Annotated in this window: 25 protein-coding genes and 1 pseudogene; 5 read left to right on the top strand and 21 right to left on the bottom strand. The window is 61.2% G+C overall.

What is annotated here, in order from left to right; translation table 11 throughout:
• Positions 1-11 precede the first annotated feature (11 nt).
• The 16 genes and pseudogenes from A6E15_RS19635 to A6E15_RS19560 form a co-directional block, all read right to left on the bottom strand.
• Positions 12-1,019 carry a hypothetical protein gene (locus tag A6E15_RS19635; RefSeq protein ID WP_076148808.1) on the bottom strand — a complete coding sequence of 336 codons (1,008 nt, stop codon included), beginning with the start codon at positions 1,017-1,019 and terminating at the stop codon, positions 12-14.
• Positions 1,016-1,678 (bottom strand): hypothetical protein, encoded by a 663-nt coding sequence (locus A6E15_RS19630; RefSeq protein ID WP_076148807.1) that lies wholly within the window; start codon positions 1,676-1,678, stop codon positions 1,016-1,018. Before A6E15_RS19630 ends, A6E15_RS19635 begins: the two co-directional genes overlap by 4 nt.
• Positions 1,675-1,926, bottom strand: coding sequence for a hypothetical protein (locus A6E15_RS19625; protein ID WP_076148806.1), 252 nt, complete (start codon positions 1,924-1,926; stop codon positions 1,675-1,677). The genes A6E15_RS19630 and A6E15_RS19625 overlap by 4 nt, the downstream gene beginning before the upstream one ends.
• Positions 1,927-1,972: 46 nt before the next feature.
• Positions 1,973-2,287 (bottom strand): hypothetical protein, encoded by a 315-nt coding sequence (locus A6E15_RS19620; RefSeq protein ID WP_076148805.1) that lies wholly within the window; start codon positions 2,285-2,287, stop codon positions 1,973-1,975.
• On the bottom strand, positions 2,280-2,582 hold the full coding sequence (locus tag A6E15_RS19615) for a hypothetical protein (RefSeq protein WP_076148804.1): 303 nt from the start codon (positions 2,580-2,582) through the stop codon (positions 2,280-2,282). Before A6E15_RS19615 ends, A6E15_RS19620 begins: the two co-directional genes overlap by 8 nt.
• A complete protein-coding gene (locus tag A6E15_RS19610; RefSeq protein ID WP_076148803.1) occupies positions 2,579-3,481 on the bottom strand; it encodes a hypothetical protein in 903 nt (300 codons plus the stop codon). The genes A6E15_RS19615 and A6E15_RS19610 overlap by 4 nt, the downstream gene beginning before the upstream one ends.
• A gap of 73 nt (positions 3,482-3,554) precedes the next feature.
• Positions 3,555-3,812 (bottom strand): hypothetical protein, encoded by a 258-nt coding sequence (locus A6E15_RS19605; RefSeq protein ID WP_076148802.1) that lies wholly within the window; start codon positions 3,810-3,812, stop codon positions 3,555-3,557.
• Between the two features lie 279 nt (positions 3,813-4,091).
• Positions 4,092-4,820 (bottom strand): hypothetical protein, encoded by a 729-nt coding sequence (locus A6E15_RS21615; protein WP_245800697.1) that lies wholly within the window; start codon positions 4,818-4,820, stop codon positions 4,092-4,094.
• Positions 4,817-5,230, bottom strand: a complete 414-nt coding sequence (locus tag A6E15_RS19590) for a hypothetical protein (protein WP_076148873.1) — start codon at positions 5,228-5,230, stop codon at positions 4,817-4,819. The genes A6E15_RS21615 and A6E15_RS19590 overlap by 4 nt, the downstream gene beginning before the upstream one ends.
• Before the next feature lie 5 nt (positions 5,231-5,235).
• Positions 5,236-5,490 carry a hypothetical protein gene (locus A6E15_RS19585; RefSeq protein ID WP_076148800.1) on the bottom strand — a complete coding sequence of 85 codons (255 nt, stop codon included), beginning with the start codon at positions 5,488-5,490 and terminating at the stop codon, positions 5,236-5,238.
• Between the two features lie 86 nt (positions 5,491-5,576).
• A complete protein-coding gene (locus tag A6E15_RS19580) occupies positions 5,577-6,716 on the bottom strand; it encodes a hypothetical protein (protein WP_076148799.1) in 1,140 nt (379 codons plus the stop codon).
• A 159-nt stretch (positions 6,717-6,875) separates the two neighbouring features.
• Complete coding sequence (locus A6E15_RS19575) at positions 6,876-7,673, bottom strand: hypothetical protein (RefSeq protein ID WP_076148798.1); 798 nt, start codon at positions 7,671-7,673, stop codon at positions 6,876-6,878.
• A 15-nt stretch (positions 7,674-7,688) separates the two neighbouring features.
• Entirely contained in the window at positions 7,689-9,356 is a 1,668-nt protein-coding gene (locus A6E15_RS19570) for a S8 family peptidase (RefSeq protein WP_084177446.1), read from the bottom strand.
• A complete protein-coding gene (locus tag A6E15_RS19565; protein WP_245800694.1) occupies positions 9,353-11,578 on the bottom strand; it encodes a hypothetical protein in 2,226 nt (741 codons plus the stop codon). Before A6E15_RS19565 ends, A6E15_RS19570 begins: the two co-directional genes overlap by 4 nt.
• A gap of 423 nt (positions 11,579-12,001) precedes the next feature.
• Positions 12,002-12,622 (bottom strand): annotated as a pseudogene (locus tag A6E15_RS22005) (LamG domain-containing protein); the annotation flags it as partial.
• Between the two features lie 311 nt (positions 12,623-12,933).
• Positions 12,934-13,605, bottom strand: coding sequence for a hypothetical protein (locus A6E15_RS19560; RefSeq protein ID WP_076148795.1), 672 nt, complete (start codon positions 13,603-13,605; stop codon positions 12,934-12,936).
• Between the two features lie 272 nt (positions 13,606-13,877).
• Here A6E15_RS19560 and A6E15_RS19555 point away from each other — a divergent pair, with 272 nt between their 5' ends.
• From A6E15_RS19555 to A6E15_RS19545, 3 genes are all read left to right on the top strand, one after another.
• On the top strand, positions 13,878-14,270 hold the full coding sequence (locus A6E15_RS19555) for a hypothetical protein (protein WP_076148794.1): 393 nt from the start codon (positions 13,878-13,880) through the stop codon (positions 14,268-14,270).
• Between the two features lie 127 nt (positions 14,271-14,397).
• Positions 14,398-14,757, top strand: a complete 360-nt coding sequence (locus tag A6E15_RS20640) for a DUF5658 family protein (RefSeq protein ID WP_139326661.1) — start codon at positions 14,398-14,400, stop codon at positions 14,755-14,757.
• A gap of 32 nt (positions 14,758-14,789) precedes the next feature.
• Positions 14,790-15,737, top strand: coding sequence for a type IV pilin (locus tag A6E15_RS19545; protein ID WP_076148793.1), 948 nt, complete (start codon positions 14,790-14,792; stop codon positions 15,735-15,737).
• A 6-nt stretch (positions 15,738-15,743) separates the two neighbouring features.
• Here A6E15_RS19545 and A6E15_RS19540 read toward each other — a convergent pair whose 3' ends face one another.
• The 5 genes from A6E15_RS19540 to A6E15_RS19525 all read right to left on the bottom strand — a co-directional run bounded on the left by A6E15_RS19540 (position 15,744) and on the right by A6E15_RS19525 (position 18,360).
• Positions 15,744-16,058 carry a hypothetical protein gene (locus A6E15_RS19540; protein WP_076148792.1) on the bottom strand — a complete coding sequence of 105 codons (315 nt, stop codon included), beginning with the start codon at positions 16,056-16,058 and terminating at the stop codon, positions 15,744-15,746.
• The gene (locus tag A6E15_RS21180) at positions 16,055-16,207 is read right to left on the bottom strand and encodes a hypothetical protein (protein WP_175607305.1); all 153 of its coding nucleotides are present in this window, start codon (positions 16,205-16,207) and stop codon (positions 16,055-16,057) included. Before A6E15_RS21180 ends, A6E15_RS19540 begins: the two co-directional genes overlap by 4 nt.
• Positions 16,208-16,220: 13 nt before the next feature.
• A complete protein-coding gene (locus tag A6E15_RS19535) occupies positions 16,221-16,715 on the bottom strand; it encodes a hypothetical protein (RefSeq protein ID WP_076148791.1) in 495 nt (164 codons plus the stop codon).
• 308 nt (positions 16,716-17,023) lie between these two features.
• Complete coding sequence (locus A6E15_RS19530) at positions 17,024-17,566, bottom strand: homing endonuclease associated repeat-containing protein (RefSeq protein ID WP_076148790.1); 543 nt, start codon at positions 17,564-17,566, stop codon at positions 17,024-17,026.
• Positions 17,566-18,360 carry a hypothetical protein gene (locus tag A6E15_RS19525; RefSeq protein WP_076148789.1) on the bottom strand — a complete coding sequence of 265 codons (795 nt, stop codon included), beginning with the start codon at positions 18,358-18,360 and terminating at the stop codon, positions 17,566-17,568. Before A6E15_RS19525 ends, A6E15_RS19530 begins: the two co-directional genes overlap by 1 nt.
• Before the next feature lie 316 nt (positions 18,361-18,676).
• Between A6E15_RS19525 and A6E15_RS19520 the strand changes: the two genes are divergently transcribed.
• The gene (locus tag A6E15_RS19520; protein ID WP_076148788.1) at positions 18,677-19,144 is read left to right on the top strand and encodes a type IV pilin; all 468 of its coding nucleotides are present in this window, start codon (positions 18,677-18,679) and stop codon (positions 19,142-19,144) included.
• Between the two features lie 2 nt (positions 19,145-19,146).
• Positions 19,147-19,644: a type IV pilin gene (locus A6E15_RS19515; RefSeq protein ID WP_076148787.1), complete on the top strand. Its 498-nt coding sequence runs from the start codon at positions 19,147-19,149 to the stop codon at positions 19,642-19,644.
• The last annotated feature ends 290 nt before the right edge of the window (positions 19,645-19,934 follow it).

The following is a 19,934-nucleotide window of genomic DNA, read 5'->3' as shown; positions in this document are numbered from 1 at the left end:
CAGGTGAGAACTCAGTTGTGCTGCGGAGCGGGCTGCCCGCGGCCGTTCCCGCTGGCGGGCTGTTGCTCGTCGTACTGTTGCTGGTGGTCGTCTTTCTCGTCCTCTAATGCGTCTTGAGCCTGCTTGACCCGGTGGAGACTGTCGTACTCCTCGTTCGTCAGGATGTTCTCGATATCGGTGATCTTCTCCGAGAGGATACCGTTCTGGATCCGCTCAGCACGAAGTTCCGCCTCGAGTTCGTTGATATCATTCTCGAGGTCGTTGATCTCCGATTGAGATTTGCGCTCCGACGGGACGATTTCGTAGTCAGCCGCGCGGTCGGGGTTATGGACCGTTCGGACTCGCTTTGCCCGGACAGTTGCGTCTTCGCCGCGATCACCCCAGACGGCCGACTCGTCGTCCGGCACCTCCCAAAACACGAGGTCGTCGGGGAGGCGATGATCGGAGTCCCGGAGTTCCGGGTCGTCGGCCACCAGCAACGGCCGCCAGAACAGCCCGAGGAACGGATTCGACTTGAGTTGCGGGACCAGCGTCGTGTCGTTATCAGTGTCGTGGGCGAGTCGGAGGTCGAACTTGACCGTTCGCCGGCTGTTACCCCCCGTCTGCTCTTTCATAATCTGGACTTCGCCCGCTTTCGAATCCTGTTTCGCCTTGAAAACGACGCCAGCGCCGACGAGGATCAAGAAGGCCACGCCGTACTGGACGTAGCCAGCGTAGGCCGCCTCAGCGGGACTGCCAGTTTGGGCAACCTGATAGATGGCGATCGCGAAGTAGACGAGCAGGATGCCAACGGCCCCGAGGAATACCTTCATCGTCATCGTCTGGCGGCCCACGCGACGCCGGAAGCCGACCCGCCGATGGCGTGCCCTGTCCTCCATCGTAAGCCGATCCTGTGTACTCTCGGTGTCGTGTTCGTCGTCACCCAGCGAGGTCACTGCCATGGCGAGTTTGTAGACGACGAACAGTGTGAGCAGGAACACCACCGCGCCGATCGCGGCCGAAACGAGGTCGAAGTTCATTGGTCGTCCTCCTCGTCGCTCATGACGTGTTCGATCGTCTCCTCGACGCGGCGTTCGTCTTCGGGCGACGGTTCATCGAACGTCGCCGTCACGCCCGTCTCGCTTCCGCTCCCGTCGGCGGACCCCGAGATCGCTTCGACCGCTCGCGTTTTGAGTTCGTAGCCACGCTCGAGCAGTTCGGCGTAGGAGTCCTGACAGTCGTCGAGTTCATCGAGGACGACGTGGCAGTTGTTCTCGATGGCGATGTCGGTCAGCTTCTCTATCACCTCGTCGTCGCTCTCAGCTTCCTCGATAACTCGGGAGATCGTCTTCGTTACCGAGTATCGATTGAGCATCGGGCAGTTGACGCCGTAATGCTCACAACCGTCGCAGTCGTCCGCGAAGGCGTCCTCCGGGTCGTCGACGTTCCGATGGGCCCGCATCTTGTTGCCGCGTTTCAGCTCTCGGAGTTTCGATTGGACTCTCGAGGCGACGCTCCCATCGTGGAGCGTCGCGGAGACCTGCAGGAACGTGCCGATCTCCTCGAATAGCTCGGGGTCCTCGTCGCGGACGTAGTCCTGTTTGATCGAGAGGGATCGCCGGAGTTCCGAGAGTTCGGATCGCTGCTGGTCGGATTGTGGTGAGCTGTCGCTCGTGGGTCGGTCTGGGTGGGTACTCATGGATTCGTAAGTGCGTGTTGCAGGTCGTGTTCGTCGATCGGGTCGGGAAGCGTCACCTCGAACGGAAACGTCGGGGGTTGGTCAGCCGGAAACACGACGACGACATCCGAATCACACAGCGCGCCGTACTCGGTCGCGCCCCGGAGCGGGTTGCGTGGCGCACGGGAGAATCGGACGCCGAGATAGAGTTGGATCGCCTCGTTGTTCGTGGTGACTCTGCCGGTCGTTAGTGATTGATGTCTCGTCATGTCATAGGTGTGTCTGGATTTATAATCGGCGACCAAACGAAAATCGTCAGCCAGAACGGTCGTAGGGCGACCAGTTGGCGGCTTTTTGTCGCCATCCGCTCGGGCTGGACGTGAGGTCGTCCTCTCGAACCCGTTTGGCGTTCGAGAAGAAGAAATAGCCCCAGAGGCTCAGGAGGAAGGCCCCCGACTTCCAGTAGCCTCCGAGGATCATGAAAAACGCCGCGAGCATCCACGCCAGGTTGAACGGGATGCGAACGGCGCTCTCGAGGGCTCGGGATTCGTTCTGGTAGCGAACGCTCAGCATCCAGGCGATGAGGAGACTGCCGACCGAGACGACGCCGACGACGGCCAGCTCACTCATCGCGACCACCGTCGGTCGACGACTGGGTGTTCGTCTCTCGAGCGTCTCGCTTCCGCTTCGAGGACCGACTGAACGGGTTGAGACCGCGGGCCCGTCGCCGGCGTTGTTTGTCCTTGCGGGCGTTTTTCCCTTGGTTCGTCACGAGGATGTACTCGGGGAGGAACTCGCCCAGTGCGTAGACTACGAGGATCACACCCGCGATAATGAGGGCGATGATCCCGCCACCGGGGTTGAGAAGACTTGCGCCCAGTACGAGCGCCACCGCGATCACCGTGATCCACTGCGAGAGTTTCATCGGATCACCTCCGCGGCCGGGGCCGTCGGGGCAACGAGCGACGGCAACCCGAGGTTGAAGTTGAACAGGTCGGACCAACTCGCGGAGTACGACCGCAGGTCGTACCGGAGTTTGTCGATCTGGGTGGGGTTCGCAGTGAACTTGACCTCGACGCGGCCCTCGGCGTACTCGTCCGTGTCGAAATGGAACTGGACGGCCGTCTCGTTGTCGATTACCCGGTAGAAAGCCGGACCCTCGCTATCGGTCGAGATCGGCCGCCACTGGCCGTCGCCGATCCGGTAGACGGCCTGCCAGTCGTCAACGGACTGGCCGTCTGCGTTCTCGAGCGGGACCGTCTGGATCGACCCGTTCGCCGAGTCGATCGTGTAGGATCGCTGCTCGAGGTCGCCGTCACCGCTGAACGGGACCGGAATCCGATCGAGGAAGCCGCCGGAACCGCTTTGGTCAGCCCACGAGAGGGTCTTGATCCGGATCTTGTTCGGCGCGAACGTCACCGACGACTCGGGCTCGAGTTCGAACGTGATCTCGGTGTAGGACTGGTCGGTGTCGAAATCGTGAGTGTTCCGCCATGTCGACGTCGTGTTATCGTCGGTCGCCGACAGCTCGCCGACATCGGCGGGCGGGATGATATCGGGATGGACTTTGACGGTCATGTTCACGCAGTAGGCGTTGGGGTTCTCGGCGTCGAGGCGGACGAACGCGTCCGTCTGTTCGATCGACGTGTAGACGTTATCCGTCGTCGATTCGATCGTCGAGCCGTTGTTGTAGGCCGTTGCATAGGATTCGTCAGTCAGGTAGCCGTCGTGGACGACCTCCGTACACTCGCTGTCCTGCGTGCTGTCTTGGGCGGCCACGAAGCCCGACAACAGGAGACTCGAGACGATCGTGACCGTCACCATGACGGCCAGTACTCGCGACGCCGTTGACCGGGCGCTATCGGTTGGCTGTGTCCTATCTGGCATCGTCTCACCTCTATTGCCGTGGCCCCGACGAGTCGCCGCTGCTGCCGGGACGGTAATCGAGCAGGTACGCCGCTACGATGAGGAGAACGAGAATCCCTACCGCCATCGTCGCATCGAGTGCGTACACGATCAGGAACGCGATCACGGCGATCAACGCAATCGCGACCCGCGTGATCGCTCGGAACTTCGAGTCGGCAGCCTCCGCAGTCGTATCGGCTACCGACTCGGTGGAGTCGAGAATGCTGTCGATGATCCCGGAAAGGCCCATCAGGCAGCCACCTCGCGTTTGACTGTACGGTCGGTCGCGGTGCTATCGGTCGTTTCGTGTAGGTGATGGATCATGAGAATCTCCGTTATTTTCGCGGACCCGAACGGTTGCGGCCTCGCCCAGGGATCAGTCCGCCGAGGAACGATCTGAACCGTCGGAACTTGGTCTGCAGCCAGTTTTCGTGGGCGCGCTTGCCACGTTCAGCCTGCTTTCGGCTGTCGTACTTCGAGAACCGCCCGTTGCGATCTCGTTTCCGTCCGTCGTCGTTTCCGAGCATGGTCACTGACTGGTGTTGTCGATCTCGCCGACGAGCAACTCGAGGATGTGTTTCGAGTCCGGCCCGAACCGGAGGTACGAGGCGTACCGCCCGGCGATATCGGACCGGTACTGCTTGTCGGGAATCCGGTGGTCGTCGCCGTCCTCGGTATCGATGAACTTCCGCCGGAACTCCTGCAGTTCGTCCGCCGCGTTCCGCGCGGCTTTGTCCCGGATCTCGGCCTGATAGTCCGGATTCTCAGGCGTTTCGATCCACCAGCCGAGGTCAGTGTACTGGCCGGCTTTGTCGTCGTACTCGGCTCGAATCGTCGTCTCGACCCGTTCGTCCTCGACCCACATGAACCGGCTCACGACGACGTCGAGCCCGAGTGTGACCGTCCCCAAGGGTTCGACATCGTCGCGGGTCGAGATGAGCCAGTTGCCGTAGTCGACCCAGTGGTCGCTGTTGGCCGTGAACTCGTTTCGCATCCGATCGGCGAGCGTCTTCGCCGCTGGCGTCGGGCTCGTGGCCGGTAGCATCGAGCCCAGAAACGAGGTCATGAAGACGCTTTGGTCGATCCCGCCGCCGGCGACGCCGTTGGCCAGGATCCCCTGCGGCGGGCTCTCGGTCTCGGTATCAGTGTCAGACTGGGCGCTGGCCGTCGTTGCGAAGGCACTCGCGCCGGTCGCCGTCAGTGCAACCCCGCCGGCACGCTGTAAGAACTGTCGTCGGTGTGAGTCTGATCGTGTCATTGTCGTTTTCCCTCCGAAATGGTGTCGGCGATCTCCTCGATCCGGTCCTTGGCAGCTTTGAATGCCTCGAGTCGCGACGCGTCCTCGAGTTCTACGTCGCCGTCGACGGTCAGCGTCCAGTCGTCGAGCGTCCCGTCGGTGGTCAGCCGAACCTCGTGTCCGAGTCGCGGGAGGGCCCATGACCGAGTACGCGGCGTGTCCTCGCGGACCTCCCACGGGCCGGGCGGCCGGAGTCGCAGGCGCGTCTCGCGGTCGAGCGCGTCGCGGACGGTTTCGAACGGTTCGGAATTGCGACCGATGAACGGCTCGTACCGACGCTCGAGGGTCGCCTCTGGGCCGGGGTTGGTGATCTCGACGCCCATCTCGGCCAGCTGGGACTCGAAGGCCAGCGCGTTCTCACTCGTGGCCATCGAGATCACCTGCAGATGAGCGCCACCGCGTTCTTGCAGTCGGGGCAGACCGCTACGATCTCGTCGCCGTCGTAGCCGGTTGCCTCGAGGCGCTTTCGGAGTTCGATATCGAACTGCTGTTTGGCCTTATCGAGAGTCTCGAGTCTCGTCGGTTCGTCACAGCAGTCCGATGGAGAACTAGCGAGCGCCCGCGTGGCCGCGTTCGGGCGCTCGGGATCAGCGGCGTCGGAGCTATCGGGTTTTGGCTGTGCGCGTGCCATAAGGGCTCGCCGACGGATTCGAACCGTCGTAACACACCAGCGCGAGCGCGTCTGCAAAAAGTCGATATCCTGGATAGGTGTCGTCTCTATGCGCCGAACTGCTTCCGCGAGGCGACGAACGCGACCCCGGCCAGCGACGCGCCAGCCGCACCGCCGCCGAGCGACAGCGGGATCAGGTCGCCGAGGCTGCTCGAGAGCGAGCCGAAATCAAGCCCGTAGGCCTGGAGCATCCCGTACCCCAGATCACTCTGGAGTGCGTCGGCGCTCACGTCCTGTCCAGCGACCAGTTCGAGGGAGGCCGTGTCCTGGCCCTCGTAGTCGTCGCCCATGTTGACCATGTACTCGCCGCCCTCGTTCGCGACGATGTAGCTGTCGGAGTCGGAGACGTTCTCGCCGCCGATCTTCTCGCCGGGCTCGTTGGCGAAGACGTAGACGATGCCGTCGTCAACGTTCGAGGTCATGAGCATCCCGACGCGCTCGCTGTCGTCAGCGTCCTCGAGCTGATCGTCGAAGGCTGAGGTCACGTTGTCGGATTCGCTGTAGACGTGGACGTCGGTCTGGGAGCCGTTGATCCCCACGTCGTCCTCGATCGTCGCCGAGGACGCAGCACTACTCGAGAACGGGTTCAGCGACGACACCGAGAAGCCGCCGAACCAGCCGTCATCGTCGCTGCTGTCTGCGACCTCGAGGTCGTCCACGAGCGAGGAGTCGTCGGAGTGAATCGTCCGGACGGCGTGATCGTCGGCGAACTCGTAGCCGACGGTCGTGTCGTAGGAGGTGCCGTTGCCCTCGTCGACGCCGGTCTCACGCTCGGTGAAGTTGTAGGTCGTGTTCGTGACCTGATTGGCGTCACCGGGGAGCTTCTCGAGGTCCGCGTGGTTGACCGTGAACTGGACCTCGAGGGTCGTCGTGCCGTCACTGCTGCCGGAGACGACCTCGGCGTCAGCCGAGGAGTAGCTGGCGTAGGTGTGGCCGTCGTTGCGAATCTCGAGCGACAACTCGTCGAAGTCGTCTTTCGTGTCGGCACTCAGATCCGTGTCGTAGGTGACCGTGTGGTTACGGTCCGCGGACGCGTTGTAGTCGGTAATCGTGTCGGTGCCGTCAGTTGCCAGATCGCCGGTGCTTGTCGGGTCGGCGACCGCAGTGCCGGCCAGCGCGATCGAACCGCTGGTAACGACGAGCAGGGCGATCAGGCACGCGAAAAGCCGCGTTGAGATGGGTCTCATTGTTGTAGTGTCGTGTTGAGGATGGGTCGGTTAGCGAGCGAGGCTCGCGGTGTCCCGGGTAGGGGTCGTCGGGCGGGACTGGAGGCAAGGTCGGGGGTGGGACAGTCGGCGGCGGTGGAATCCCTCCGGAGGCCCACCGAATCGTCGTTCGAGTCATGGTCAGATGTCCCCTCGATCGGCCGTCTCCGCACCGGCGACACCGGCCGCGTACATCGTAGTCAGGAACTGGTTCTTCCACGAGAGGCCCTGTCGGGTCCACCAGTCGGAGTAGCCCGACGAGCCGACCATGAGCCATGGATTATGGACCGCGCCGCGACGGAGGTCTTCCTCCATCCCGTTGTCGAGCCACGAGTACACGCCGCCGCTCTGGGTCTCAGGATCGCCAAGCGACTCGACCTCGAGAAGTTCGCCCTCGGTCGCGCCGATGGGATAGTAGTGGTGAAAGTTCCCGTCGACGCGGTAGACCGGATGCGGTCCGTCGCTGTCCTCGTAGATCGTCGGGGCCGTTTCGCGCCCGCGCAACCAGTGGTAGGCCGTGTAGTCGGTCTCGACGATCTCGCCCGAGGCGTCGTCGACGACGACGTAGATCCACTCGTGATCGCCCGAATGCGAGGTCAGGTCAAACGTGAAGCCGTACCACGACGACTCCTGCTTGGCGTACTCGCAAGCGTAGACGAGGACGGTCGTGTCCTCGTCGGACGAACTCGCGACCCAGCCCCGTAGTGTTGGGCGGTTCGAATAGGTCACGTCCTGCAGATCCAGCATCGGGCGGTACTGTCGGAGGACGCCCTCATCGTAGGTCAGTGTCACCGAGTTGGGTTTTGAGTCGGCGTGACTCGCCGCGGCGACGCCGGTCAGCGAGAGCGTTCCGACGATGCTCGTCACGGCCGCGGCCCCGCCGCGAAGCACCTCCCGACGACCGACCACGGGCTCGTCGCCGTCTGTCTCTGTGGACATGAGTGAGAACCCTCCTTAGACGCCGACTGCCTCAGCAGCGTCCCCGAAGAACCGGCTACTCGCCTTGAGGAAGCCGGGCTGGGCCGAGAGTGCGTTGTTCGCCGTGTCTCGCCCGGACGCGGCCGCGTTCAGATCCCGCTCAGGTGCGGGCTCGGTCGTGTTGCCCGCGACTAGTCGATCGGCGTCGATCATGCCGCCCTCGGACTCAGTCGTCCCGAGGTTCGGCGTCGCAGCGCCGCTCTCGATAACTCGGTCGTGGAACGTCTCGGCGTCGCCCTCGAGCGCGGGGTTGGCCTCGAGGGCGAGTGCCCCGACGCCGCCGGCGACCGGCGCGGCCATCGACGTGCCCGACAGCGTCGTGTTCCGGTAGGTACCGGAGTCGGTGAAGGTTGGCGCGGTCAGGTTCTGGCCCGGAGCCGCGGTATCCGGCGTCACACCACGCGATTCGCCGGTACTGAGGTCGCCGCCCGTGTCTGGCCCGACGTTGCCGTAGTAGCTCTTGGTCGCGTTTGCAGGCGGCGCGGCGTCGGTCGATTGGACGCCGATCACTTCCGGGATGTCGCTCGGCGACGCCGTCCACCGGGCGACACCGGTCTGGTAGCTGTTGCCCGCAGCGACGAACGCCGCGGTCACGTTCCCCTCCTCCGAGAGGGCGTGCTCGAGTTCGGTGGCGAGCTGGTCGTTCCAGACTGGCGACCCGAGGCTCATCACCAGGATGTCCGCACCCTGCCGATCAGCCCGGCGGACGGACCTGACGATGTCCGAGGTCGATCCGGAGCCCTCCGAGTCGAGCGCACGGTACGGCATGAGCGTCGCGCCGGGAGCCATCCCGTCAACCCCGACCGCGGCCGATCCGACCCACGAGCCGTGCCCGTTCGGATCGGACACGTTCTCGTAGCCGTTGGCGGCGGTGATCGGCTCGTCCTCGACGAAGTCGTAGCCGTCGCCGACGCGAACCTCAGAGCCGATCGACCCGTTGCCGAACACCCGGCCGTCACCGATGTTGACGCCGCTGTCGATCACGGCCACGTTGACACCGGAGCCATTCTGGCCGACCGCGTCCGCGCCGACGTAGGGGCGCACGTCGCGGATGAACGTCTCCGGACTGTCGCCGTCGTAGGCCATTCCCTCGCCGAACGTGCCGTCGTTGAAGACCGTCGCCGCCGTCGCGCCGGGCGGCTCGACATCGACGCTATCGGCCGACTCGAGGTTGCGGACCGGCTCGACGTTGCTGACCTCAAGTTCGAGATCGACGCGCTCGACGTAGTTCAAGGCGGCCAGCGGTTGCCCGCTGTCGCCCCACATCGGGAGCTTCTCGGGTTCGGTCAGCGAGTACTTGATCTGCTTCGGTTGGACCGCCAGCAGAGCCGTGTTCCGGCCGCCGTCGGTCTCGAGGACCGTTGCCGGCGTCCCGTTGGCCCAGTTCTGGAGTGACTCGAGATCCTCGGCGCTACCAGTCTCGACGAAGACGCCGACCTTGTCGCCGCCGTCGCCGTACCGGACGGCATCCTCGTGGGGCAAGTAGCCGAACCAGTCGACTGCGTCGGCGGCCGCCGGTGAGAGTGGGCCGCTCGAGCCGCCGAGCGAGAGCGACTGGGCAGCCGCCGGGGCGGCCAGCAGCGGGTTGGCGAGCAAAACGACCAGCGTTAGCGTCAGGATCGTACGTGTGCGTGTTCGTGTCATGCTGAGATAGTACCTCCATGGGCGGCGGCCAGTCCATCGACCGGCGCGTCGATGGTGACCGTGGTCGCGGGCTCGGCGACCAGCGACGCCAGCGTCGCAACCAGATCAACCGCGACCTCGAGAATCGGCAGGACCGCCGACCCGACGGTCGCCAGCGGACTCAACGCCGACGGCCGCGGGAGGAGGATCGGAACGGTCGTCTGGACGTCGTAGAACGCCGACGTGAAGAACCCGGGATCCTTGTGAACCTCGATCGTGACCGATCCGTCGTCGCTGGTGTGGGTTTTGATCACGTGGGCGTCACCACGGTCCGAGGGATGTGCACCGCCGTAGGCGGTGTCCGAACCGATCCCGAGGGGTTGGTTGCCCTCGCGGTACGCGACCGTATCCTTGGGCAACTCGGTCACGTGGACGAACACCTTGGCGTTCCGCCGGGCCTGTTCGGGCTCGCCCTCGCCGGTCTCTTTGAGCAGGTTGACCGTGATGTCCTGATGATTGTTGCTGATTCCCTCCGCGTAGACGTGCAGGCTCGAGGGGATGTTGTCTCGCGGCGAGATCGCCGCGACTTCGAGCTCCGAGCCGGAGGTGTCGACGCTGCCGCCCTCGAGACCGTCGCCGGCCAGCGCGAGCGGGCCGGTAAAGCCGTCAATAGCGCGGATGCTGGGGTCCTGCGAGACCGTCTCCTCGATGGCTTGGATGCTGACGGTTTCACTCCACTGCTGGCCGTTCGCATCCGTAATCGTCAGTTGGATCTGGTAGCTACCCGCGCCGTTGGTCTCGAAGCGGACTTCGTCGGCGGCGGGGTTGGTCGTCGGTCGCTCGCCGTCCGGGCCCCGAACGGTCGCGTTGACCGACTCGATGCCGACGCTGTCACTCCCGACGGTCGGTTCGACCGTCACCGACTCGCTCGGACCGGGCATCACCGTCGTCACGTCGATCGCCTGCAGCGCAAGCGCGTTGCCGCTAAAGGCCGGGTTTGTAATCGGAACCTGCGTGTCGGCGATGTTCTGGCCGTCCTCGCTCGAGGCGGTGATTCCGAAGGCGATCTGGGCGGTGTCAGCGTCGATCGGGAAGTCCTCGATAACGAGTTGGTCCGAGCGTCCCGTCCGCTTGTTGACCGACCAGTATTCCTCGGAGACAGTAGTCGTCTCGCCGGTCTGGACGTTGTTCGCGACGACCGACGCGCCGTCGGGTGCGAGGTCACCGTCGAAGGGAATCGTCGCGTCGACGGTGCCATCGCCAATGTCGGTCTCGGGATCACCCGTGTTGAGACCGCCCTCAATCTGTGTAATCTCCTGTCGCAGCGCCTCGATTTCGGCTTTGAGTTTGTCCGTGTTCTGGTCGGGATCGAGGGTGACGTTGATATCCTCCCGGTCAGTCAACCGCTCGCGGAGGTTTTCGTTTTCGTCTGCAAGATCCGAGAGTTCGGAGTGCAGATCCTCGATCTCCGTGCTGTTCATCTCGCTGGGCGGCTCGAGGTAGTCCGAAGCGATATCCGCGTACGTCTCGTTCTCGAGGAGGTTGCGAAGCCACTCGGACTTGTTCAGCGATTTGTCGATGCCTTGGAACGGGATCGAGTTGACTTCGACAGCGCGGATCGACGTCTCGTTGGCGGGTACGTCCACGCTCTCGGGCGCGGGCGTGATGTAGAACGACTCGTTGTAGGTCTCGAGGTTCGCGATTTGCTGCAGGTCCTCGAACGAGGCGTTTTCGACATCGGTGATGTTCATGTCCTCCGCTGCCGGGGTGTAGGCCTGGACCTGCAGCGTGTTCACGTCTTTCGGAACACTGAGGTTGAACTTCCCGGCGGTCCCGTTCTTGGAGTAGGTCGAAGTGGTTTTACGGACGATTTTCTCCTGCGTTGCGAGCTCGACGATTCGTTCGCCGCGCTGCGTGAGTTGTCCGGCGCGGTCCTCGAGGTCGCTAGTGATCGTTTGGATCTGTTGTTGGGGGTCACCAACTGAAATCGGGTAGCCGTTCGCCGGCTGGCCTTCTGGGTAGATGCGGTAGAAGCCCGGCGAGAGACTAACGCCTGCGGCCTCGTGACATTTCTTCCCGACGCTGACGCCAAGGCAGAGTTGTTCGCTTGTCTCGACGGTTTGCCGGTCGACGACATCGCTGTCGTAGCTCAGTTGTTCGATGACGATCGTGCCTGAGGTCGTGACGCCGGCCAGGTCCTCGTCAGCGTTGTCCTGAATGCGGTTGCCACTCGGTTCCCGCAAATGGATGTAGAACCTCTCGTCGGCCGGCGCTTGCAACCGCGGCGTCCCCAGATGCGGATTGTCCGTATAGCGGAGCGTCCCTGCACTCCCAGCCCAGTCGTCTTCCGTGTTGACGACGGGTACCTTCCCGTCCGAGATCGTCGACTCGACATCGAGATCCGGGTCGTAATTGAATGAATCGTAGTCGATGGACTCGACTTCCGATCGGATCTCCTCGGCCCGTTCCTTGAGGGTCTGGCCCTGGTCGGGATCGAGGTTCGATTCGCGAACACCGACGGCTTCGACGATCGTCCCGTTTGGAGTTGGCGACGGGTTCTCGCAGGTCGGGTTATCGACGGGGCAGGTCGTTACTTGCCCAGCAATTTGCTCCTTTTTATATCCGATCGTTGGATCGGTGTAGAGTGTATCTGCCTGACTACCGCTAAGTGTCTCATCATAGAGGCGGAATTCATCAATGTCAGCAGACGTCGAAGGTGTGAGTTCAATCTCTCGGTTGTACGAATAATCATTTGAACCACCCCCAGTCGACGCTTCTTGTACACCGTCAATATAGACGGCTGCGGCATCATTCCCGTCCGTGTTTAGTGCAACAACAGCGTGGTGCCACTCGCCTGTTGTTAGGTCACCAGTATCTCCCGTCCAAAAGTCAGAAGTGCCACTTGAATCCGTCCGCTTAACGTGGAATTCGGTATTCGACTCGATTGTTAACTCATATCCATACCCATTCGAGTCAGTTGCATCAACTATTTTCCCGTTGCTGGTTGTTCGGAACCAAAAGGAAAGAGTTCCAGCACGGTCATCGAATGTACCGGAGTTTGTTACACCGTTAGACTGTGCTGATCCGAGGAAAATCGCAGTAGGCGAGATATTTGACGAGATGTACTCAGAGTTTGACGGGTTAAACGGGACGCCCTGTTCATCGTCAATTGCATCCCCTTCGAAGCCCCACCTGAGAGTTGGCGATTTAACCGTCTCATTGTCGCTAGATTGGATCGTTGTAGTTGAGGTTGCAGTTGCAGTCTCAAACCCGCCAGCGAGAGACATCGCTGGCAGACTTACGACCAAAACCAAGACGAAAAATATAGCGACCGTCTGTTGACCACCGGTAGATGTCGTAGATAGGTCCGTCACTCGAGGGCGCGCCTGCCACATGGCCCGTCCGTGTCGGCGGACGAGCAGTCCAGCCAGTACCACCGCGATCGCCAGTCCGGCCAGCGGGCCGCCAATGAGTGCCGTCGCGGCGAACGCGAGTGCAGCCGCGATCGCGAGGGCGGCGATCATCGCGTACAGTTGGGGACGGGACAGCCGTTGCTCGTCGGGGTCGGGGTTGGTGTTGAACATTGGAAAATCAGGCCTCAGTTATCCACAACGACGCTTCCATCGTCGAACCGAATCCCGGCCGGCCGTTCGCCGAGTGCCCGGCCAACAGCAACTCGCGTCGCGTGTTCGAATAGATCCTCGTCACGCGAAGCCAACTCAGGCTCAGACTTCCACTCGAGGACTTTCTTCGCGAGGAGATCGCGCTTGTGCGGAATCTCGGCTTCCTCAAGACGGTTCGCGATGCGGAGGGCGTGTTCGGCGGCCTCCTGTTTCCCAAGCGGAGCGCGGCCTTCCTCCTGATCGATCGCGCCGCAGCGACAGACGATCTTTTCGGGTGGGTTCGCGCGCTTGCGCTCGAGAGGAACATCGAATTTAGCCGTCGGATCCTCGGCGTCGGGATCGTATAGCGGACCCTCGACGCGGGGCGGATGGACCGTCTCGACGGCCGCCGTTCGTTCTTGGGTCTGGCACAGCACCGTCTCCTGGCCGACATCGGCCTCCTCGAGCGCGTCGAACCCGTACTCGCCGTCCTCCGCGTAGCGGACCGGGATTGCGACCGTCCGTAGGGCGAACTGAACGCGGAAACAGCGCGAGCAGATCGTATGGTCGTCGGCGACATACTCCTCGTAGACTTCCGCTGGCTCGCACTCGAGCGTCGGGCGTTCTGAACGCTGTACTGACGGCTCTTGGGTGTGTGTGATGCTCATGGTTGAAAAGTCGATACCCGTGTCTGTCGTAACGCCTCACGGCGCACCCCGAATCCGGAGCACCGGGAGAACCCAGTTATCGGAAACGGGTAGCGGACACGAGTAAGTTCGTTCTTACCAATAACGACTAGTCCCGAATACAAGAAACTACCGCTTACAACAGTCTCAGAAAGTCATGAACATTCTCGAGAAGTCTCCGGCAGACGGGGTTGGCGAGAGAGTGCGTTCGTGAACGAGTAGAGTTTTTGACCCAGCACTGTGAGGGCGAAGATATGGGCGACGAGCCCGTCGGCGATCGCGACGATGATAGCTGGACGTCGGTCACAGCAAAGATCAAGGAAAGCGAACTCGAGACCCTGCAAAGACGGTTTCCGGACGTACCAAGCGATTCAGAACGGTTTCGACGCGCCGTCTGGTTCGTGACGGCGGTCTCGAATGCAGGATTCGCGTTCGACCACCCACCTGACGAAACCCACGAAGACGACGACTGGACATCCGTGACGACGAAAATCCACGTTCCACGGCTGGAGATGCTACGGCGGCGGTTCCCCGACCCGCCGAGCGATTCGGAGCGATTCCGCCGTGCGGTCTGGTTCGTCGACACTGTCGAGACAGCAGCATTCGAGTTCAACGATCGCGACGCCGGCGAAAACGAATCGAAATAGGGAGCCCCCGAGGACCTTGGCCGGGTTCGGGGTTCAATGAGTGGCTACGCTGCGGGGCTACCAAAAGGGTTCGGTCAACCATAGGATTTCGCGTAGATTTATTTCAATCCTGACGAATATGCGTCATATGGGTGGGAGTGGTCTATTGACCCGGTTGCCAGCCCTGACAAGACCGAGTATCAACACTATAGCCTGGATCTGTGCTGTGATCTCCTATGTGATCGGCGACACCGCGACCACAGTGTACTTTCTCAGTACAACGCCGGCGACCGAAGCAAATCCACTGGTTGAAACGCTAATTGGAAGTTATGGGCTGTGGGCGATCGTCGGGTGGAAACTCCTCCTATTCGGTCCCTTCTATCTCGTATATCGCCTCTCACCCGCATGGGCCCGGATTACAGTGCCAATTGTGGTAGCACTACTTGGAGTCGTCCTGACCGGATGGAATCTCTACCATGGGCTTGTTGTCCTCCAGTGCTGTGCATAACGTATTAGTCATCGTAATTGAAATATCGATTAATGAGTATTCGTCGGTTAAATCACTCCAATCGTGCCGTCTCGACCGTCCTCGGGATGGTCCTCATGGTCGGGATTATCACAATGTCCATGGCTGTCCTCGCGGCGGCGCTTCTCTCTGGCGGGTTGTACGACCACCAACCACGCGCGGAGTTCGTCTACCAAGAGAAGGCGAGCGGAGAGGTTCTCATCGGCGTGGAGAGCGTGCAATCGCTCGCTGCCGGCGACACTAGAATTCAGGTCAAAGGTGGTAGTGGTTGTGGGTCATGGGGCGGGAGCGGGTCACTTGAGAAGGGTGCCGTGACAGCCGTCGGTGACGGTAGCTGTTCGCTCGCAGCCGGTGACGTGATACAAATCGTCGGAGACAGCGTGCTACTGGATAGCTATAAACTGCGTGGCGTCTCACCCACATATGAACGGTGTTCTGAGAAATTCGAAGGGCGTCTTGCGGACGGTGAGATTGAGGTCACTGGCAATCTCAAGTGTGATATCGTCGGTGAAGACGGTGGTCGAACAGATGTTGACGTGATAATCGACGATAGTGGGCATCTTGATGGAACGGTGAAGCTCAACGAAGGTGGCTCGCTCAATATCGACGGCGGCGAATTGACCGGCCAACTCGAGACGGAAAATGTCCCGAGTATTGACGGCGGGTCGGAGATCAATGGCGATATGACTGTCGCGGAGGGCGGGTCCGGTGATACACTGCAACTCAAATCCGATACGCGGGTTGAGGGTAAGATCCACTCCGCGGGCGAGACGGTGAATCTGAAAGACGGCAGCGAAGTAATCGGCGACGTGACGGTCGTTCCGGCCCCCGGCGAAGATCCTGGGGACGGGATCGACCTCAAAGGGAATTCGCTCATCGATGGCGACGCGAACGCGACCGAGTACGACGTTGTGGTCGGTCCAGATGCAACGGTTACGGACGAGATTACCGAAAATCAGTAAGAGCGGTTAGTCGGTCCGGCCGATCACCGACGCGCCCGAGAGGACAAGTTCCGACCGCATCTTGTGGTCGTGTGACGTAGCGAGTCGGCCGCTCACGAGCCAGCAGTCCCGCGTCGTCTCGGACGGCAGCTCGCCGCGAGCGCAACAGGGCCCGCGCGTCGTCGCGAAGTCGATCACCGTGCCCTCGACATCGACGAGGATTTCGACGCGGTCGTTCGGCCGCAATGTCCGACCGCAGCCGTCACACAGCGCCGTCTGCCCGACGCCGACCGGGATCCCGCGGAGCATCGCCCGCTCGCGGCACTCGAGCGTCTCGGTCATCGATCGGCCTCCGGGCCAGCAACGGCCCGCGCTTCCGCGAGGAGTCGCTTCTGGCGCTCAGCATCGTAGTGCTGTCGGATCGATCGGGCCTCTTTCGCCGGGAGCCGGTCCTGTCGCTCGTCGGTCGGTCGCGAAGAAATATCGAACATCGATCGAACCCTCCTACCGATCGTCTCCGATGCGGGGTTCGTCCGAACGGACAGCCACGGACGCTTTGAAATTCAGCGGCTCGCCGTCGAAGACACACTTCGGAACCACGGCGACGCCGTCGGTCGGCGTGACGGCGTCGTAGTTGATCCGGCCCCAGTCGTTCGGGCCCACGTCGCCGTCGATTGCGGAGGTGTTGACCTCGAGTGCGTCGGCGTCGGTCTCGACCACGGCGGCGTCGTACATCCGTTCGGCGGCCTCGTCGGTGCTGGGGTCGCGGTAGAGGACGTGCAGTCGGTTGCGCTCGGTGTAGCCGCCGATCGCCGACGGGTTGCGCTCGAGTCGGCGCTCGTAGCAGAGTTTCGTGGCGACGAAGCGGTCGTAGCCCTCGAGCACGTGCTGGTCCCGTCCCATGCGGATCCAGTCGGCGGGCACGGGCGCGTAGAATCGATCAGGTTCGGTCGGTTTGTCGTCGGTACGCTTATCAGGTCGCGTCTCAGATTGACTCATGGCTTCTGATACCTCCGAAGCCGAGGTCGGCTGCTCTAACAGCCGGCCAGATTTTCGCGCTGGCGTCACCTCGGACACTAGCGTACTAGCTAGCCACCCACTTATAATTTAGGAGATAGTTACATCTCTCTGACTGTGTAGAAACCACCCACCGGTAATACTATACTCGAGTTACCTACCATATTTCATATATAATTTTATGGTCCGAACCTCGACATCTCGAGTGCCGTCGACTGACCGCATGAGCGAGCCACAGAACAGATCGATAGTGGGGCCTACCCCCCTCGGGCGCACTACACTCGCACGGTTCACTCGCGCGTTCCAAGCCCCGCGGCCTCGAGCGCTTGGTCCCACGTCCCCCAGCGCCGCAGGTACGGCGTCACCGACCGGTCGCCGCGCTCGTTCATCTCCGATTGGGATGGTGGCCGTCCAAGGTCGGTCGCGAGATCGCGGACAGCCTCGAGTAAATCGTCCTCGTCGACCCGCCGGCCTGGACGTATGTCCTCGGGATTCAACCCAGCTTGCTCACGGGCAGCAAACCACGACTCAAACCGCCGAAAATATGTCGCTGGATCATACTGTCCATGCTCGTCAAGATCCTCAACCAGCACCGGTTGACCGTACTCGTCGGCAAGCCGTTGCAACTCTAAAAGAAGGTCCTCATCGGAGACGTACTCGTGATTTGGGTCTAAGCCGGCAGCCTCGAGTGCGTCGTTCCACGACCCCCAGCGGTTGTAGTAGGGCGTACTCGAGTGCGGCCCGTCGTCGTTCATCTGCGAACGCGTCGGTGTCTCACCAATCTCAGCGGCAAAGTCGCGGAGATCCTCGAGATACTCCTCATCAGTCGGCATTAGTGTTCGATACCCAACTCCGAGACAAAGTAATCATCGACACTTACGGCGTCTTCGTGAACGTCGGCTTCGGCACCAAGCGTCTGAAAGAAGGTGGCCAGACTCCGGCGGTAGCGGTCTGAGCGGTTCTGGTGGTCGATCAGCCAGCGGTCGTTGAACTCCCAGTAGACTGCCCGATTCTCGAGATAGACGCGCGCAAACTCGCGTTGGGCCTCCTCAGAGACGTCAATAAGATACTGTGGGGCAACCGCTCGCGTATCATCGTCAGTCGGTGCATCAAGGCAGGTCAACAACCGACCAAGCACGGCCCCGTCATCGCGAATCGTCAGTTCGGTGCTGCGGAGACTGTCGTCAGTTCGGTGTTCTCTTGCCTCGAGTCCGAGCTGTGTCACGAGCGATTCGAAGCGCTCGCGATCGTCGCTTGATTCGATTCGAACATAAGGACCATAGGTCTCGGGTTTGATCGTCCCGCGTGAACACACCCATGCGACAAGCCGGTTGATCGGGTCGAATACCTCGCTGATTTCCGTCAGCGGCACCCACCCACGCGATTCAGCGGTCTGAATGCCCCGTACCGGATGCGGAATCGCTCCGTCGTCGATCCACGGCCGGACGCGACCGCGCGGGAGATCCAGTGCCGACGCCACGCCGCCAGGGCTCGCATTCGGATGCTCCCCCGTGTACTCGAGGACACGCTGGTAGTCAGTTACGAGGTCCCATGGGTCTTCGTAGGCGCGGCCGCTATAGGTCCGGGCAAGCATCGGCGGCGTGACGAGGACCGGCCGATCGTTCATACTCGAGTATTTGACACCGATCGGTTAATGATTGCCATCATATCCGATCAGTGTCCGAATCGCCCGATAGAACTACTTCAAGTGGGCACTGGAACCGAGATAGCAGCCGCTGATTCTCAGTTTTGAAAGCCCAATTGGTCGGACTATCAGGTACCTATATATGTACCCAGTTACCTGTCGATATTGTGCATCGGACGACGGCGGCAGGAAGCGGGGACGACTGGATGGATTCCCAATCCCCCGGGCTGCATCTCTCGGTTCGCCGAGGGACGCAAAAAGCCTTCCTACCGTTCACGGGCCGATGCGTGATTGAAATATGGATGGAAAGACAATCCGCAACAAGTTGATTGGATCGGACGACCAGCGCGCAGTGTCACCAGTTATAGGTGTCATACTTATGGTAGCTATTACCGTGATCCTCGCAGCCGTAATTGCTGCCTTCGTGCTGGACATGGGCGATCCAGGGAATAAGAGCATAAGCGCCAGCGCTGACATTGAGAACGGAGGTTCGGATGTCACTGTCGAATTGACCGCCGGTGGCAGCAACGTTGATGGTATCGCATTTGTCAACAGTAACGGGAAGATCGCTGTGTATGACGATAGTGTGAGTAGCACAGGCGCATCAGGGACATACAGTGACAGTGGTGATGGTACTGGTGACCTATCCGGCAGTGGCTCCACTGATTATACCGTATACGCTTACCAAGGGAGTGTTGAAGAAGACGGCTCTATCGATGACGCTGACGCGAACGTCGAACTCGGGCAAGTCACGTACGATCCCTAGCAATGATGCCTGAAGAACTTCAGTCAAAATTGGTCGGAGATGAGGAAGAGAGGGCTGTGAGCCCGGTTATAGGGGTCATACTCATGGTAGCTATTACCGTGATACTCGCAGCCGTGATTGCCGCCTTCGTGCTGGACATGGGCGATCCAGGGAACAAGAGCATAAGCGCCAGCGCTGACATTGGTGAGAACGAAACTGAAAATATCACTGTCGAGTTGACTGCCGGTGGTAGTAATATCGACGGGATCGCGTTCGTTGACTCGAGTGGGGAGATAACTGTCCACGACCCTAATCTCAACAGTACCGGTGCAAACGGTGTGTACGGGACAAAGATAGACAGTGGCAGTCAAGCTGCAGCCGGCGACGCTGATGCCGTGTTGTCCGATGATAGCTACACGATCTACGCCTACCAAGGGAGTGTAGAACACGGTGATTCGATTGACGACGCTGACGCAAGTGTCGAAATCGGGAGCGTTGAATACGACGCACCCTCACCGTAGCACCTTTCTCATCTTTTTGACCGCTGTAGACCAGATTGGACGACTACATTACTGTAGAAGTCGGATAGACTCGGCAGTGTAAGACCAGTCCCACTGTGCAGATAGTTGTCGGCTATACACCCCTCGAGTCCCCGAGTGGAACGGGTGGAATCACCCCCCAGTCAATTTATCAGACACTCCACCGAAGGAACACGATATGCACAGTGGCCCCCAGCGAGAGATTATCGGCGAGCGAGAGATCCTCCGGGAGAGTCACGACCCGGAGACGATCCGCTATCGCGACAGCGAGA

This window comes from Natrinema saccharevitans (assembly GCF_001953745.1).
Taxonomy (GTDB): domain Archaea; phylum Halobacteriota; class Halobacteria; order Halobacteriales; family Natrialbaceae; genus Natrinema; species Natrinema saccharevitans.
This window is presented reverse-complemented; position numbering and strand designations above follow the sequence as displayed.